Origin of the sequence: Pseudomonas frederiksbergensis (genome assembly GCF_017114915.1) — a bacterium.
GTDB lineage: Bacteria > Pseudomonadota > Gammaproteobacteria > Pseudomonadales > Pseudomonadaceae > Aquipseudomonas > Aquipseudomonas frederiksbergensis_I.
On the sequence record NZ_JAAUOE010000023.1, the window covers coordinates 62,570 to 77,792 of the forward strand.

Annotated in this window: 18 protein-coding genes; 15 read left to right on the forward strand and 3 right to left on the reverse strand. The window is 59.7% G+C overall.

What is annotated here, in order from left to right; genetic code table 11:
• The first annotated feature begins 150 nt into the window (after positions 1–150).
• Positions 151–1,059 carry a 50S ribosomal protein L3 N(5)-glutamine methyltransferase gene (gene prmB / locus HCU66_RS17220; RefSeq protein WP_205889608.1) on the forward strand — a complete coding sequence of 303 codons (909 nt, stop codon included), beginning with the start codon at positions 151–153 and terminating at the stop codon, positions 1,057–1,059.
• A gap of 45 nt (positions 1,060–1,104) precedes the next feature.
• Here prmB and HCU66_RS17225 read toward each other — a convergent pair whose 3' ends face one another.
• Together HCU66_RS17225 and HCU66_RS17230 are read right to left on the reverse strand one after the other, a co-directional pair.
• Positions 1,105–1,896 carry a hypothetical protein gene (locus HCU66_RS17225; RefSeq protein ID WP_205889609.1) on the reverse strand — a complete coding sequence of 264 codons (792 nt, stop codon included), beginning with the start codon at positions 1,894–1,896 and terminating at the stop codon, positions 1,105–1,107.
• 88 nt (positions 1,897–1,984) lie between these two features.
• Positions 1,985–2,983, reverse strand: coding sequence for an alpha/beta hydrolase (locus tag HCU66_RS17230; RefSeq protein WP_205889610.1), 999 nt, complete (start codon positions 2,981–2,983; stop codon positions 1,985–1,987).
• An 85-nt stretch (positions 2,984–3,068) separates the two neighbouring features.
• Here HCU66_RS17230 and aroC point away from each other — a divergent pair, with 85 nt between their 5' ends.
• The 5 genes from aroC to mtnC are packed head-to-tail and all read left to right on the forward strand — an operon-like array spanning position 3,069 to position 7,215.
• Positions 3,069–4,160 carry a chorismate synthase gene (gene aroC / locus HCU66_RS17235; RefSeq protein WP_205889611.1) on the forward strand — a complete coding sequence of 364 codons (1,092 nt, stop codon included), beginning with the start codon at positions 3,069–3,071 and terminating at the stop codon, positions 4,158–4,160.
• Positions 4,161–4,188: 28 nt separating this feature from the next.
• Positions 4,189–5,340: an MFS transporter gene (locus HCU66_RS17240; protein ID WP_205889612.1), complete on the forward strand. Its 1,152-nt coding sequence runs from the start codon at positions 4,189–4,191 to the stop codon at positions 5,338–5,340.
• Positions 5,337–5,963 carry a methylthioribulose 1-phosphate dehydratase gene (locus tag HCU66_RS17245; protein WP_205889613.1) on the forward strand — a complete coding sequence of 209 codons (627 nt, stop codon included), beginning with the start codon at positions 5,337–5,339 and terminating at the stop codon, positions 5,961–5,963. The genes HCU66_RS17240 and HCU66_RS17245 overlap by 4 nt, the downstream gene beginning before the upstream one ends.
• A gap of 18 nt (positions 5,964–5,981) precedes the next feature.
• Positions 5,982–6,527 (forward strand): 1,2-dihydroxy-3-keto-5-methylthiopentene dioxygenase, encoded by a 546-nt coding sequence (locus HCU66_RS17250; RefSeq protein ID WP_205889614.1) that lies wholly within the window; start codon positions 5,982–5,984, stop codon positions 6,525–6,527.
• Between the two features lie 4 nt (positions 6,528–6,531).
• Positions 6,532–7,215 carry an acireductone synthase gene (gene mtnC / locus HCU66_RS17255; RefSeq protein ID WP_205889615.1) on the forward strand — a complete coding sequence of 228 codons (684 nt, stop codon included), beginning with the start codon at positions 6,532–6,534 and terminating at the stop codon, positions 7,213–7,215.
• Positions 7,216–7,335: 120 nt separating this feature from the next.
• Here mtnC and HCU66_RS17260 read toward each other — a convergent pair whose 3' ends face one another.
• Entirely contained in the window at positions 7,336–7,614 is a 279-nt protein-coding gene (locus tag HCU66_RS17260; RefSeq protein ID WP_205889616.1) for a DUF3509 domain-containing protein, read from the reverse strand.
• A gap of 141 nt (positions 7,615–7,755) precedes the next feature.
• Here HCU66_RS17260 and HCU66_RS17265 point away from each other — a divergent pair, with 141 nt between their 5' ends.
• The 9 genes from HCU66_RS17265 to HCU66_RS17305 all read left to right on the forward strand — a co-directional run bounded on the left by HCU66_RS17265 (position 7,756) and on the right by HCU66_RS17305 (position 15,223).
• A complete protein-coding gene (locus HCU66_RS17265) occupies positions 7,756–7,911 on the forward strand; it encodes a hypothetical protein (protein WP_205889617.1) in 156 nt (51 codons plus the stop codon).
• 58 nt (positions 7,912–7,969) lie between these two features.
• On the forward strand, positions 7,970–9,808 hold the full coding sequence (locus tag HCU66_RS17270; protein WP_205889618.1) for a long-chain-acyl-CoA synthetase: 1,839 nt from the start codon (positions 7,970–7,972) through the stop codon (positions 9,806–9,808).
• A gap of 111 nt (positions 9,809–9,919) precedes the next feature.
• Entirely contained in the window at positions 9,920–10,438 is a 519-nt protein-coding gene (locus tag HCU66_RS17275) for an ankyrin repeat domain-containing protein (RefSeq protein WP_205889619.1), read from the forward strand.
• A 153-nt stretch (positions 10,439–10,591) separates the two neighbouring features.
• The gene (locus tag HCU66_RS17280) at positions 10,592–11,122 is read left to right on the forward strand and encodes a hypothetical protein (protein ID WP_205889620.1); all 531 of its coding nucleotides are present in this window, start codon (positions 10,592–10,594) and stop codon (positions 11,120–11,122) included.
• A gap of 83 nt (positions 11,123–11,205) precedes the next feature.
• Positions 11,206–11,397, forward strand: coding sequence for a PLDc N-terminal domain-containing protein (locus tag HCU66_RS17285; RefSeq protein WP_205889621.1), 192 nt, complete (start codon positions 11,206–11,208; stop codon positions 11,395–11,397).
• Between the two features lie 184 nt (positions 11,398–11,581).
• The gene (gene speE / locus HCU66_RS17290; RefSeq protein WP_205889622.1) at positions 11,582–12,457 is read left to right on the forward strand and encodes a polyamine aminopropyltransferase; all 876 of its coding nucleotides are present in this window, start codon (positions 11,582–11,584) and stop codon (positions 12,455–12,457) included.
• Between the two features lie 156 nt (positions 12,458–12,613).
• A complete protein-coding gene (locus HCU66_RS17295; protein WP_205889623.1) occupies positions 12,614–12,847 on the forward strand; it encodes a hypothetical protein in 234 nt (77 codons plus the stop codon).
• A gap of 215 nt (positions 12,848–13,062) precedes the next feature.
• On the forward strand, positions 13,063–13,404 hold the full coding sequence (locus HCU66_RS17300; RefSeq protein WP_105339691.1) for a ribonuclease E inhibitor RraB: 342 nt from the start codon (positions 13,063–13,065) through the stop codon (positions 13,402–13,404).
• 409 nt (positions 13,405–13,813) lie between these two features.
• Entirely contained in the window at positions 13,814–15,223 is a 1,410-nt protein-coding gene (locus tag HCU66_RS17305; protein ID WP_205889624.1) for a circularly permuted type 2 ATP-grasp protein, read from the forward strand.

Consider the following 15,223-nt stretch of genomic DNA (forward strand, 5'->3'; position numbering starts at 1 on the left):
TGGCTCGCAGCCTTGTCAAGATACTCGTTCTGTTCAATAGCTCGCTGAAAAAATAGAAGAGTCCTACATCTGATCCAGTGTTTTTCCTGCGTCGTCGTGGCGCCTTTTGGCTGTTAGAATCGTCAGTCGTTTTTTCTGGAGTTTGCCCCCGTGACCACTTCCCGACTTCGTACCCTGCGTGACCATATCCGTTGGGCCGTCAGCCGCTTCCATGGGGAGGATCTGTTTTTCGGCCATGGGACCGACAACGCCTGGGACGAAGCCCGTCAACTGGTGTTGGGTGCGCTGCACCTGCCGTGGGAAATCGCCGACAGCTATCTGGACTGCCGTCTGGAAGACGACGAGCTGCTCCATCTGCAAAGCTTGCTCAAACGCCGTATCGAAGAGCGCATTCCGACCGCTTACCTGCTGGGTGAAGCCTGGTTCTGTGGCTTGTCGTTCATCGTCGACGAACGCGTGCTGATCCCGCGTTCGCCGATTGGTGAGCTGATCGAAAAGCGTTTCGAGCCGTGGCTGGGCGCCGAACCTGCGCGCATCCTCGACTTGTGCACCGGTTCCGGTTGCATCGGCATCGCCTGTGCCTACGAGTTCCAGAACGCAGAAGTGGTACTGGCCGACCTGTCGTTCGAAGCGCTGGAAGTGGCCAATCAGAACATCGAGCGCCACGGTGTCGACGAGCGGGTGTTCACCGTTCAGGGCGATGGTTTCGATGGCTTGCCGGGGCAACGTTTCGATCTGATCGTGTCGAACCCGCCTTACGTCGATGCGGAAGATTTCGCCGACATGCCGGACGAATATCAACACGAGCCTGAGCTGGGCCTGGCCTGTGGCGACGACGGCTTGAACCTGGTGCGCCGCATGCTCGCCGAGGCGGCGGATCATCTGACCGAGAAGGGCTTGCTGATCGTCGAGGTGGGCAACAGTCAGGTTCACGTCGAGGCGCTGTACCCGGAAGTCGACTTCGCCTGGCTGGAGTTCGAGCGCGGTGGGCATGGGGTGTTCATGCTGACAGCGCAGCAGTGCCGCGATCATCAGGCGCTGTTCGCGTCCCGCGTCTGACCAGTCGATCGTTCCCACGCAGAGCGTGGGAACGATCGATTCCGCTTACCGGTGCGTGGCAATCCAGATCAACAACCCCGCCTGAAACACCGCAAACGCCACCAGGCAAGTAATGGTAAAACGCAGCCCGGCGTCTTCGCGTTTGTACTTACTGACCTTTTCTTCGTGCTTCTTCAGTTTGACTTCCTGTTCCGCCAGGTTCTGCTCGGCTTGCTGGAGCATTTGCGCGGCTTCGAGGATTTCCACCTGCTGCAGCTTTTCGCTGTTCCAGTCGCCCAGCAAATCACCGACCTGCACCTCTTTGACGCTGCCCTTCAGATGCTGGGCGTCGGCGTAGGCCACGTCAAAACCGTGCACCCGCAGAAAGTGATCGCGGCGCAGGCGAGTGTCTTCGTTCAGCGCATCCTTGTTGTTCAGGTCGGTGCCGTCGACGGTGTAGGCGGGCCATCGCTTCTTCGCCCAGGTGATGCCTTGAGCCGCCATGTAGCGCCCGATACCGCGGTTCAGCGGTTCGATCTGCAAGCCGCTGTCCGGCGCGAAATGCACGCGTTTGGCGGCGTGATCGACCCACACGTCCAGATGATTCTGTTCTTTGCGCACCCGCTGGCCTGGCAGCTTGATGGCCATGCGCAGCAGGCTGTGTTCCTTGCTGTTGCGTTCGGCGTAACCGAACTCGACAAAGCGCAACGGCCGGCCGCCGGTGTTGCGGTCGGTCTGCAGCGGCGCCAGGCGGAGCATTTTGTGGTGCTCGACGTGGACGTCCGCCCACGGCAGCTCGACCGCTGGCGGTGCGTCTTTTTCAGCGGTGGTGTCGGGTGAAGTCTGGGTATCAGTCATAACGGCGAGATCCTGTCCAAGCGCTGCTTGCCGCCAGTCATAGCGCTGGCGACAAAGGCTTATCGGCCGTTTTTTTCAGGACTGGAGCTTAACGGGTGCGAAGTCCGTCAATAAACCCGAGGATTCGCGCGCCGAGTTCCGCTGCCAGGGGCAATTGCGGATCCTTATAGGAGGCCAATTGCCGCTTCACGTCGTTGGGCACGATGCGCATCACGTGGTTCATGCCTTCGATCAGCGCCAGTTCGGCGTCCGGTTTGGCGGCTTTGAGCGCCCTGGCGTCGCCCACGCCGACCTGGATGTCATTGCTGCCCTGAATGATCAGCGCCGGCATCTTCAGTTTGGCGAAAGCGGCTGCCGGGTCCTGGCGAAACAGCGAAATCAGATACGGCTGCACGCTGGGGCGGAAAATCACCTGCAACTGTGGCGGCACGTTGTCGTCGGTGTGGCCGGCCTTGAGGCTGTCGAGCAGTTCATTGCTGCGCAGCATCAACGGCGGTGGCAGGCGATTGCCCAACTGCTGGCGCAGCACCTGATCGATCGGTCGGGCGCTGCCGGACAGGGAAATCACTGCCGCGGCGTCGATATTCGGCGCCGCCAGGCTGGCGATCAATGCACCTTCGCTGTGCCCCAGCAAAATCAATTGGCCCAGGCGCGGATCGGCCTTTAGCTTTTGCCCCCAGGCCACGGCATCGGCCACATAGGCTTCCACCGACAAATTGCGCTCATCCGGCGTGGCCGCAAGGCTGGCTGCCACGCCGCGCTTGTCGTAACGCACGCTGGCGATGTTGTGTTTGGCCAGCACCCAGGCCAGCCGTTTGAGGCTGTCGTTGCGTCCGCCGTCGGGGTTGTTGCCGTCACGATCCGTAGGACCGGAGCCGGAAATGATCAGGACAACCGGTACCGGCGTGTCGGACTTGGGCAGCAACAGCGAACCGAAAAGCTCGCCACTGCCGGTGTCCAAGGTGATCGGGCGTTGCAGGACGGAGGCCTGTACAAAACCGGTAAACAGGGTAAGGCTCAAGGCTAGAACTCGCAGCATCATCACGCCATCATCCACAAGGTGCCGGTTGGACTCGCAGGCACCCATAAGGTTCGAGGATGAACTACTTGGGTAGCCTGCGTATACTGGCGCGCATTACGTATTTTAGGTTCGATTTCACGGAGCGTCCTGCATGTCCGGCAATACCTACGGCAAGCTGTTCACTGTCACCACCGCGGGCGAAAGCCATGGTCCGGCGTTGGTCGCCATTGTCGATGGCTGCCCGCCGGGCCTGGAGATCTCCCTTGAGGACCTGCAGCGCGACCTGGACCGGCGCAAGCCCGGCACCAGCCGCCACACCACCCAGCGCCAGGAAGCCGACGAAGTCGAAATCCTTTCCGGCGTGTTCGAAGGCCGCACCACCGGTTGCGCCATTGGCCTGTTGATCCGCAACACCGACCAGAAGTCCAAGGACTACTCGGCAATCAAGGATCTGTTCCGCCCGGCGCACGCCGACTACACCTACCACCACAAATATGGTGAGCGCGATTACCGTGGCGGCGGTCGCAGCTCGGCGCGGGAAACCGCCATGCGCGTGGCGGCCGGCGCGATTGCGAAGAAATACCTGGCCACCCAGGGCATCGTCATTCGTGGCTACATGAGCCAGCTCGGCCCGATCGAAATCCCGTTCAAGACCTGGGATTCGGTGGAAGAGAACGCCTTCTTCAGCCCCGACCCGGACAAAGTGCCGGAGCTGGAAGCCTATATGGACCAGTTGCGTCGCGACCAGGATTCGGTCGGCGCGAAGATCACCGTGGTTGCCGAGGGCGTGATGCCGGGCCTCGGCGAACCGATTTTCGACCGCCTCGACGCCGAACTGGCCCACGCGCTGATGAGCATCAACGCGGTCAAAGGCGTGGAAATCGGTGCAGGTTTTGCCAGCATCGCCCAGCGCGGCACCGAACACCGCGATGAAATGACCCCGCAAGGGTTCCTCAGCAATAACGCCGGCGGCATTCTTGGCGGCATCTCGTCCGGTCAGCCGATCGTTGCGCACCTGGCACTCAAGCCAACGTCGAGTATTACCACGCCGGGCCGTTCCATCGACATCCATGGCAACCCGGTGGAAGTCGTCACCAAGGGCCGTCACGATCCGTGCGTCGGCATCCGCGCCACGCCGATTGCCGAAGCGATGATGGCCATCGTGCTGATGGACCACTTGCTGCGTCACCGCGGGCAGAACGCCGATGTGCGCGTGAGCACTCCGGTGTTGGGGCAGCTTTAATGGCTGATCTGATAGCCGCTGCAGTCTGATGGCAGCGGCGGCGCTCCCGTACTGGCGGCTCTCCAGTTTCTATCTGTTCTATTTCGCCTTGCTCGGTTCGACAGCGCCGTTTCTGGCGCTGTACTTCGATCATCTGGGCTTCAGCGCCGCGCGCATTGGCGAACTGGTGGCGATTCCGATGCTGATACGCTGCGTGGCACCGAACATCTGGGGCTGGCTCGGTGACTACACCGGGCGACGGCTGGCCATCGTGCGTTTCGGCGCGGTCTGTACCTTGCTGACCTTCTCGCTGATTTTCGTCAGCAAAAGTTACGCGTGGTTGGCGATGGTCATGGCCTTGCACGCGTTCTTCTGGCACGCGGTGTTGCCGCAGTTCGAAGTCATCACCCTGGCGCACTTGCAGGGGCAGACCTCGCGCTACAGTCAGATCCGCCTGTGGGGTTCCATCGGTTTCATCATCACCGTGGTTGCGCTGGGCCGATTGTTCGAATGGCTCAGCCTGGACATTTACCCGGTGGCGCTGGTGCTGATCCTGGCCGGGATCGTGGTCAGCAGCTTGTGGGTGCCCAACGCGCAACCGGTTCAGAGTGAACGGTTGGCGGGGGAGGGATTTCTCCAGCAACTGCGCAGCCCCGGGGTGTTGGCGTTCTACGGTTGCGTAGCGCTGATGCAAATGAGTCACGGGCCGTATTACACCTTTCTGACCTTGCACCTTGAGCGACTCGGTTACAGTCGCGGGCTGATCGGCATGCTCTGGGCGGTCGGCGTGGTGGCCGAAGTCTTGATGTTTCTGGTCATGAGCAAGATCCTTACGCGCTTCTCGGTGCGCCGGGTGCTGCTGGCGAGTTTCCTGCTGGCGGCCCTGCGTTGGTTGTTGCTCGGCTCGTTTGCCGAATTCCTCTGGGTATTACTGTTCGCCCAGGTGCTGCACGCCGCCACCTTCGGCAGCTTTCACGCGGCTGCCATTCAGTTCGTGCAACGTAGCTTCGGCGCGCGTCAGCAAGGTCAGGGCCAGGCGTTGTATGCCGCGCTGGCCGGCACCGGCGGCGCATTGGGCGCGTTGTATTCCGGCTATAGCTGGAATGCCCTCGGTGCCACATTGACCTTTAGTATTGCCAGTCTCGCAGCCTTCGCCGCTGCCGTTATCATTGCCACACGTATGCAAGAGGACAGGCCATGAGCCTTACCCGTGAACACCTCGCCCAGGAAATCATCGACGCCGGGCGCTTTCTGTATGGTCGCGGCTGGTCGCCGGCCACCAGCAGCAATTACTCGACCCGCCTGTCGCCGACCGAAGCCTTGCTGACGGTGTCTGGCAAGCACAAAGGTCAGCTGGGCCTTGATGATGTGCTGGCCACTGACCTGTCGGGCAACAGCCTGGAACCGGGCAAGAAGCCGTCCGCCGAAACCCTGCTGCACACTCAGCTCTATAGCTGGCGCGCTGAGATCGGTGCGGTGCTGCACACCCATTCGGTGAACGCGACGGTGCTGTCGCGCCTGACGCTGGAAGATTTCATCGAGTTTGAAGATTACGAGCTGCAAAAGGCCTTCAGCGGTGTGTCGACCCACGAATCCCGGGTGCGCGTGCCGATATTCGACAACGACCAGGACATTGCGCGGCTGGCCGCCAAGGTGCAGCCTTGGCTCGACGCCCATCCCGATTGCGTCGGCTACCTGATCCGCGGTCATGGCCTGTACACCTGGGGCGCGCGCATGAGCGACGCGCTGCGGCAGATCGAGGCATTTGAATTTTTGTTCGAGTGCGAGTTGAAGACGCGCTCGCTCTTTAACCGTAATGCATGAACCGTTAAGGAGTTGCCCATGAGCAGCCTGTCCGTCTATCACGTCTCAAGTCCTGACATTCCGAACAAGGTGCTGACTCACTTCGAAGACATCGCCTCGACCCTGGCTGAACAGGGCGTGCGCTTCGACCGTTGGCAAGCCGCGGCGAAAATCCAGCCCGGCGCCAGCCAGGAAGAAGTGATCGCCGCGTATCAGGAGCAAATCGACAAGCTGATGACCGAGCGCGGTTACATCACCGTCGATGTGGTCAGCCTGAACAGCGATCACCCGCAAAAAGCCGAGTTGCGTGCCAAGTTCCTCGATGAGCACCGTCATGGCGAAGACGAAGTGCGATTTTTCGTCGCCGGCCGTGGCTTGTTCACCCTGCATATCGGTGATTACGTTTACGCCGTGCTTTGCGAGAAGAACGACCTGATCTCGGTACCTGCCGGCACGCCGCACTGGTTCGACATGGGTGAAAACCCGCATTTCGTCGCGATCCGCCTGTTCAACAACCCCGAAGGCTGGGTGGCCAATTTCACCGGCGATGACATCGCCAGCCACTTCCCGCGTCTTGAGGACTGAGCCGATGCCGATCAAAGCGATTCTCACCGACATCGAAGGCACCACCAGCGCGGTGAGTTTTGTGTTCGACGTGTTGTTTCCGTACGCGGCTAAACACCTGCCGGACTTCGTTCGCCAGAACGCCGAACGCGCCGATGTTGCCGAGCAGCTTGCTGCTGTTCGTCGTGACAGTGGTGAGCCGCAGGCCGACGTCGAACGGGTCATCGACATCCTCTTGGGCTGGATCGCCGAAGACCGCAAGGCCACGCCGCTCAAGGCGTTGCAAGGCATGGTCTGGGAGCAGGGCTATCAGGCCGGGCAGTTGAAAGGCCACGTTTACCCGGACGCCGTTGAAGCGCTCAAGCGCTGGCATCAGGAAGGCTATCAATTGTTTGTTTATTCCTCGGGTTCGATTCAGGCGCAAAAACTGATTTTCGGTTGCTCGCAGGCGGGGGATTTGTCGCCACTGTTCAGTGGCTATTTCGACACTACTTCGGGACCCAAGCGCGAAGCGCAGTCCTACGAGCGCATCACCCAGGCGATTGGCCTCGAGGCTTCGCAGATTCTGTTTCTGTCCGACATCGTTCAGGAACTGGACGCGGCGCGCACGGCTGGCATGGCAACCTGTGGCCTGGCCCGTGAGGGCGGGGAATTGGCAGGGCATGTGACGGTGGACAGTTTTGCCCGGATCAGTCCTTCTGCCCTGTAAACCCCAGAACCTGTAGGAGCAGAGCTTGCTCGCGAAGGCGGCAGGTCAGTCAACATTAATGTCGCCTGACACACCGCTTTCGCGAGCAAGCTCTGCTCCTACAGGGGATTGCGTGACGATTTACGCCGAGTGATAGGTCGGCAGGGCGAACCGTTGCTGGCTTTGCAGCATGGAGATTTGCGGCAGTTCGCTGGCCTGTTCGGCGACGTCACGGCGGATTGCGCTGATCACCCACGACAGCTGATCGCCGGCGTGCAATTGCTGGTAGGAAATCGAACGTTTGAAGACTTTGCCTTCCTGACTGCGCAGGGTCAGCAGAATGCCGCCGTCAGGCCGTGGCTGGGTGGTCACTTCGAAGTTGGAGAACAGCGACGAAAATTTTTCCTGAATCAGGCTCATGTCTATCGGCTCCGTGATTGCTTGAAGGGCAACATGGAGAGGTAGTTGCAGTGATTGTGCCAGCACGTCTATTTTAAAAAATGCATATAAATCAATAAATTATCTTTTAAGGTGTTTTTGGTCTTCGTGCATTTTGCATGAATGGCCATCGTGCATCCTGCATTTTGCGGGGTCGCCGACAACGGGACGGAACCTGGCGCAACGCCAGAGTTCGGCTTTTTGAATCCGGCGGCCGAACGCTTCGGTTGCGGATACAAAACATTGCAAAAACTGCGTGTACAGCTCAAGAACCGCTGACGTATTTTCGGCCTCAATCAACGCCACCCGACAATAAGAAGATCGAACGGGAGCAACCATGAGCCGCACGCTGCACGACACGATTACCTGGGGCATGATGCTCCGCAAGCTGCCTTCCATTGCCAAAGCCATTCCCCGCGTGGTGAAGGGCATGAAAGTCGCCAACGTCAAGGACCCGACCCAACCGTGTGGCCTCGGCTGGAGCTTCGAGCAAGCGACGTTGCGCAATCCCGATGGCCCGGCATTGCTGCAGGGCGACGTGACGCTCACTTATACGCAGGTCAATCAGTGGGCCAACCGCATTGCCCATCACTTGATCGCCCAAGGCATCGGCAAGGGTGACGTGGTGGCGATCTTTATCGAGAACCGTGTGGAGCTGCTGGTGACGATATTGGCGGTGGCCAAGGTCGGCGCGATCAGCGCCTTGCTCAATACTTCCCAGACCCGCGACACCCTGGCTCACAGTTTGAACCTGGTGGCGCCCGTGGCGATTGTGGTCGGAGAAGAGCTGGTATGCGCCTTCAATGCGGTCCGCGAGCGGGTGTCCATCGACGCGGCGCGCAGCTGGTTTGTCGCCGATCAGGACACTTACCGCGATCCGGGCAATGCGCCCGACGGTTTCATCAACCTGATGACGGCCAGCTGCGACGCGTCCAGCGACAACCCCACCAGCAGCCGGCGGGTGTTTCTCGACGACCCTTGTTTCTATATCTACACCTCGGGCACCACCGGGTTGCCCAAGGCCGGTGTGTTCAAGCATGGCCGCTGGATGCGCAGCTCCGCCAGCTTCGGGCTGATCGCCCTGGACATGCAACCGCAGGACGTCGTCTATTGCACCTTGCCGCTGTACCACGCCACCGGGCTCTGCGTGTGCTGGGGCTCGGCGATCAGCGGGGCGTCGGGGTTTGCCATTCGCCGCAAGTTCAGCGCCAGCCAGTTCTGGAGCGACGTGCGCAAATACCGCGCGACCACCCTCGGTTACGTCGGCGAATTGTGTCGCTATCTGGTGGATCAGCCGCGCAGCCCGGACGACAATCGGCACAGCGTGACGAAGATGATCGGCAATGGCTTGCGCCCCGGGGCGTGGAGCGAGTTCAAGACGCGTTTTGCCGTCGACCATATCTGCGAGTTGTACGCCGCCAGCGACGGCAATATCGGCTTCACCAACATCCTCAACTTTGACAACACCATCGGTTTTTCCCTGATGGCCTGGGAACTGGTGGCGTACGACCACGACAGCGGCGCACCTACGCGGGACGCCAAGGGCTTCATGCGCAAAGTGGCCAAGGGCGAGCAGGGGCTGTTGCTGGCGAGGATCGACGACAAGGCGCCGCTGGACGGTTACACCGATCCGCAGAAAACCGCCAAAGTCGTGCTCCACGACGTGTTCGTAAAGGGCGACCGTTACTTCAATACCGGTGACCTGCTGCGCAACATCGGTTTTGGCCACGCGCAGTTTGTCGATCGCCTGGGCGACACTTATCGCTGGAAAGGTGAAAACGTCTCCACCACCGAGGTCGAGAATATTCTCCTGCAACACCCGCACATCGCCGAAGCCGTGGCCTATGGCGTGGAGATCCACAACACCAACGGGCGGGCGGGGATGGCGGCCATCACCCCGGCCGAATCCCTGGCGACCCTGGATTTCTGTGAGTTGCTGGCGTTCGCCAGGCAGCAAATGCCGGCCTATGCGGTGCCACTGTTCTTGCGGGTGAAAGTGAAAATGGAGACCACAGGGACCTTCAAGTACCAGAAGACCCGGCTCAAGGACGAAGCCTTCGACCCGAACAGAACTGGCGGCGATCCGATCTACGCCTGGCTGCCGGGCACCGAGACTTACGTGCAAGTCACCGAGCAGGTGCTGGCGGATATTCAGGGTGGCAAGCATCGCTATTGAACGTGTCGCTATTGAATCTGGCTATGACCGTCCATGAGAAAAAACAAGTGACAGGTTGCGGGCCGCTCGGGAAACTGTCGGCTTTCCGATTGACCGAATGTGGAGTCCCCAATGTCAGACAAAAGCCGCCAGATGACCCCCGAAGAGGCTGCTGAATTTGCCGAACAGGTGTTCAACAAAGCGCGCGATGGTGATGCGGTGATGCTGGACCGGTTGATCAGCGCCGGATTGCCGGTGAATCTGCGTAACAGCAAGGGCGATACCTTGCTGATGCTCGCCAGTTACTACGGGCATGTAGAGGCGGTGCAGGTGCTGCTCAAGCACAAGGCCGATCCCGAGTTGCGCAACGGCAACGGTCAGAGCCCGATTGCCGGCGCCGCATTCAAGGGCAACCTGGCGGTGGTCAAGGCGTTGGTTGAGGGGGGCGCTGAAGTGGAAGGTTCGTCCTTCGACGGACGCACTGCGTTGATGATGGCGGCGATGTTCAACCGCGTCGAAATCATCGACTACCTGATCAGCAAAGGCGCTGATCCGAAAGCCAAGGACGCCAACGGTGTGTCTGCGCTGGACGCGGCCAAGACCATGGGGGCGGCGGATACCACGGCTCAGCTGCAAGAACTCCTGGCCTGACCTCAAATGTGTAGGAGCGAGGCTTGCCCGCGAAGAACGATCACTCGGTTTCCCTGTTAAACCGCATTATCTTCTTCGCGGGCAAGCCTCGCTCCTACACGTAATGCGTTATCCTTCGCGCCCTCAAAACTCCCTCGCCACAGGATCCGCCTCATGAAAGCCGCACTCGTCGAACTCATCAGCAAAATCAGCTCCGGGTGCATGGGCGAGGACGAAATCCTGAAAATCGCTGACGAAGCGGCTCAGGCCTACGCCGATCCCGAGGCTTTTCTGACGGCCAATCCGGACATCAACTACGACGACACCTTCCCGATCCCGTTGGGCGAGTGGGTCGTCGTCGGCAGTCTGCCGGACACCGTGCTGTTCCAGGCCGACACCTACATGGACCTGTTCGCGCAGATCGTCGCCTCATTCGGCCCCGGCGTTGAATTCAACATCAAACCCAAGCAACTGGCCAAGACTGAAGCCCTGACGGCTCTCAATCGCATTCAGGTGCAGATGAGCAGCCTGAACAAGGAAAACGGTGGCTACGTGCTAATGAACTTCAGCCAGTTGCTCGACGACGCGCTGCAAGTGGTGCTGGTCTACGGTAACGACGTGCCACGGGTGCTGGAGTTGTGCGCCGAAGTCGGCATCGCCGCCGCGCCCTCCCTGGAAGCCCTGAAAGTGGCGATCCACGTCTGAAGCCGTCGATGACGGTAATAAAGCGGAACCCTCGTCAGACCCGACTATCCTAAGAGGGCCTACCACTTTTCGGGAGTATCGCCATGGGTTCCACGTTCAACACTCTGATCGGCCTGATTATTTTTGCCCTGGACATCTGGGCCATCATCAACGTGCTTAAAAGTGGCGCCGACACCGGGATGAAAATCCTCTGGGTGCTGTTGATCCTCTTGCTGCCGGTCCTGGGTCTGATCATCTGGGCCATCGCCGGGCCAAGGGGCGACGTGCGGATCTGACCGGTTTCCCGCAAGCAACACCGAACCTGCGGGACAGAGGATTGGGTCGAGCCATAACGTGAGGTTCGACCTGTCATGTTCCGCGACGTAGAATGCGCGCCTTTCCCGGCCAAGCGAACGGATCGATTGGCCATCATGGGCGGGTAACCGTCCGTTGCCACCCGCATTCATCGGAGCACTTCCCATGAGCAATACCCCAACCAGCGAGTACCTGGAAACCCTCTACGAAGGCTATGGCCAGCGTTTTCGCATGGAAAAACTGCTGCACGAAGTGCGCACCGAACACCAGCACCTGGTGATCTTCGAAAACCCGCGCATGGGCCGGGTGATGGCGCTGGACGGCGTGATCCAGACCACCGAAGCCGACGAATTCATCTACCACGAGATGCTCACCCACGTGCCGATCCTCGCCCATGGCACCGCCAAGCGCGTGCTGATCATCGGCGGCGGCGACGGCGGCATGCTGCGTGAAGTGGCCAAGCACCGCAGCGTCGAACACATCACCATGGTCGAGATCGACGGCACCGTGGTCGACATGTGCAAGGAATTCCTGCCGAACCACTCCAAGGGTGCGTTCGATGATCCACGCCTGAACCTGGTCATCGACGACGGTATGCGCTTTGTCGCCACCACCACTGAAAAGTTCGACGTGATCATTTCCGACTCCACCGACCCGATCGGTCCGGGCGAAGTGCTGTTCTCCGAAAACTTCTACCAGGCGTGCCGCCGCTGCCTGAACGAAGGCGGCATTCTGGTGACCCAGAACGGCACCCCGTTCATGCAAATCGAAGAAGTCAAAACCACCGCCGGCCGCCTGCGCAGCCTGTTCCCGGACTGGCACTTCTATCAGGCGGCAGTGCCGACCTACATCGGCGGCGCGATGACCTTTGCCTGGGGCGCGACCGATACCGCCTATCGCAAATTGTCCCGCGAAACCCTGCAACAGCGCTTCGCCGGCAGCGGCATTATCACCCGCTACTACAACCCGGAAATCCACATTGGTGCCTTCGCCTTGCCGCAGTACGTGCTGCAAGCGGTGAACAAACCCAGCAACGACTGATGCTTTGTCGATAAGAAAGGCCGTCGCCGGTGTGTGAAAACACGCAGGTGACGGCCTTTTTTCATGTCGCGCTTTTAGGATCCCTTGGAACGATCGGCCAATGCACGAGTCGAGATAGATGTAAGCCCATCCATGGGTTTAATCGAGGAGGCACCGATGCAAAAGTGGAAAATCACTTTCGTGGATGAACACGGTGAATCAGTCGACGAACTCTTCGAGTGCGAGGAGTGCCCGAGCAACGAACAAGCCGCCCAACTCATTCTCGACCGACGTCTGCCGGTGGCTGCGCAACTTGACCTCAATGATCTGGAGGGGCGTACCAATGATCCGACCCTCAAAAGTCTGAAATCCCAGAACAGCATTGAAATCCTCAGCATTACCCCGATCTGATACACCTTTTGTCACATTCTCGACCGGGCCTTGGCAGCGGCTCTGTCTTGGGGCTACTCTGCAACCGAGATCAGCGAATGACTCGCTAAGGTCTGGTCTTGTCAGCTACATGCTTGTTTCCCGGCGGCAACCGTTGTTGCCGTATCGTTTTCATCAATCGGTTGAAAGTGCAGGGAAAACGGAAAGTCTATCCATCAGTCTGAGGGGGACGTTTCATGAGCACAGCCTATCAAGAAGACATCAGCAGCAGCGTGCTGCGCCGCATGAAAGAAGGCGGTTTCGACTTTTCACGATTCCATCCCATCGAGTTCTACGCCATTTTCCCGGACGAGGAGCGGGCACGCAGGGCGGCAGGTCATTTTTGTGGTGAATCGTTGAATGCCCAGATCAGCGTGCGCGACGACGGCGCATGGTCCCTGGAACTGAGCAAAGTGATGTATGCCACCTACGACGGGATTGGCGACTTTGAGCAGGACTTCGAGGCGGTGGTCGAGCCTTTGGGCGGCATCATCGAAGGATGGGGCGTCAAGCAGGAGGTACGAGGGCTACTCGCATAAGCTTATGAACAGTGACAACACTCAGCAACGGCTGACCTTCGGGTTGGCCGTTTTTGTTTGTGGGTTTGGAAAAAGATCTTTTGATCTTGTTTTTATTTCACAACATTTCAGGCAAGCAAAAAAAAGCCACCTGAACAGGCGGCCAAAAGGGAAGAACGATAAGTTTTGCAACGAATGCGTGGATTATCCGCATCGTCCCCCCGAGCAGTGAAATCAACTCTGACTATGCTGCTGATAGGCGACAGCATTGCTTCGCCATGAAGCGGGGGGCCATCAGGGTAGGGCATTTACCGCACAGGATTGGTGCGGTGCGTGCAGCGACATTATCCAACTAGTTGATATCAAAGCGTTTCTGCCGATGGCACGGGCCTTGCGAAGGCCTGGGTGTCCGGGTGACAAGGAGTACGGCATGATCCGCACCTATTTTGATGAGATGTACGATGCCGGCGGCCAGGTCCGACCGCATTATCGGGAGTTTGCCCGTTGGCTGGCCGAAACGCCTGACGAACTTTTGGCACAACGGCGACGCGAGGCCGATCTGTTATTTCATCGCGCCGGGATTACCTTCACGCTCTATGGTGATGAGCAGGGGACAGAGCGCCTGATTCCCTTCGACACCATTCCCCGCAGCATCCCCGCCAGCGAATGGCGGGTCGTCGAGCGCGGCTGCATTCAGCGGGTCAAGGCATTGAACATGTTCCTGGCCGACCTCTATCACGAGCAGCGCATCATCAAGGCCGGCATCATCCCGGCCGAACAAGTGCTGGCCAACGAGCAATACCAGTTGGCGATGCAAGGGCTGGATCTGCACCGCGATATCTATTCGCACATTTCTGGCGTCGACCTGGTGCGCGATGGCGACGGCACGTACTACGTGCTCGAAGACAATCTTCGTACACCCAGCGGCGTGAGCTACATGCTCGAAGACCGCAAGATGATGATGCGCCTGTTCCCGGAGTTGTTCTCGGCCCAGCGCATCGCCCCGATCGACCACTACCCGAACCTGTTGCTCGACACCCTGAAAAGCTCAAGCCCCATCGACAATCCGAGCGTGGTGGTGCTGACGCCGGGGCGTTTCAACAGTGCGTTTTTCGAGCATGCGTTTCTGGCCCGGGAAATGGGCGTTGAACTGGTGGAGGGCGCTGACCTGTTCGTGCGCGACGACAAGGTGTTCATGCGCACCACGGACGGGCCGAAAGCCGTCGACGTGATCTACCGTCGCCTCGACGATGCCTTCCTCGATCCGCTGGCGTTCAACCCGGACTCGATGCTCGGCGTTCCAGGGCTGCTGTCGTCCTACCGCTCCGGCAATGTGGTGCTGGCGAATGCCATCGGCACCGGGGTCGCGGACGACAAGTCGGTGTATCCCTTCGTCACGGACATGATCCGGTTCTACCTGGATGAAGAGCCGATCCTGAAGAACGTGCCGACGTGGCAGTGTCGTAATCCCTCTGAACTGTCCCACGTGCTGGCCAACCTTCCGGAGCTGGTGGTCAAGGAAACCCAAGGCTCCGGCGGTTACGGAATGCTGGTGGGGCCGGCGGCGACGGCGGCGCAAATCGAATCTTTCCGCGAGCGGATCAAAGCCAAGCCCCATGCGTACATCGCCCAACCGACGTTATCGCTGTCGACCTGTCCGACCTTTGTCGAAAACGGCATCGCTCCACGCCACATCGACCTGCGTCCGTTTGTATTGTCCGGCCGCGAAACCCGGGTGGTGCCCGGCGGTTTGACCCGTGTCGCCTTGCGCGAAGGCTCCCTGGTGGTGAACTCCTCCCAGGGCGGCGGAACCAAGGACACCTGGGTGGTCGAGGATTGA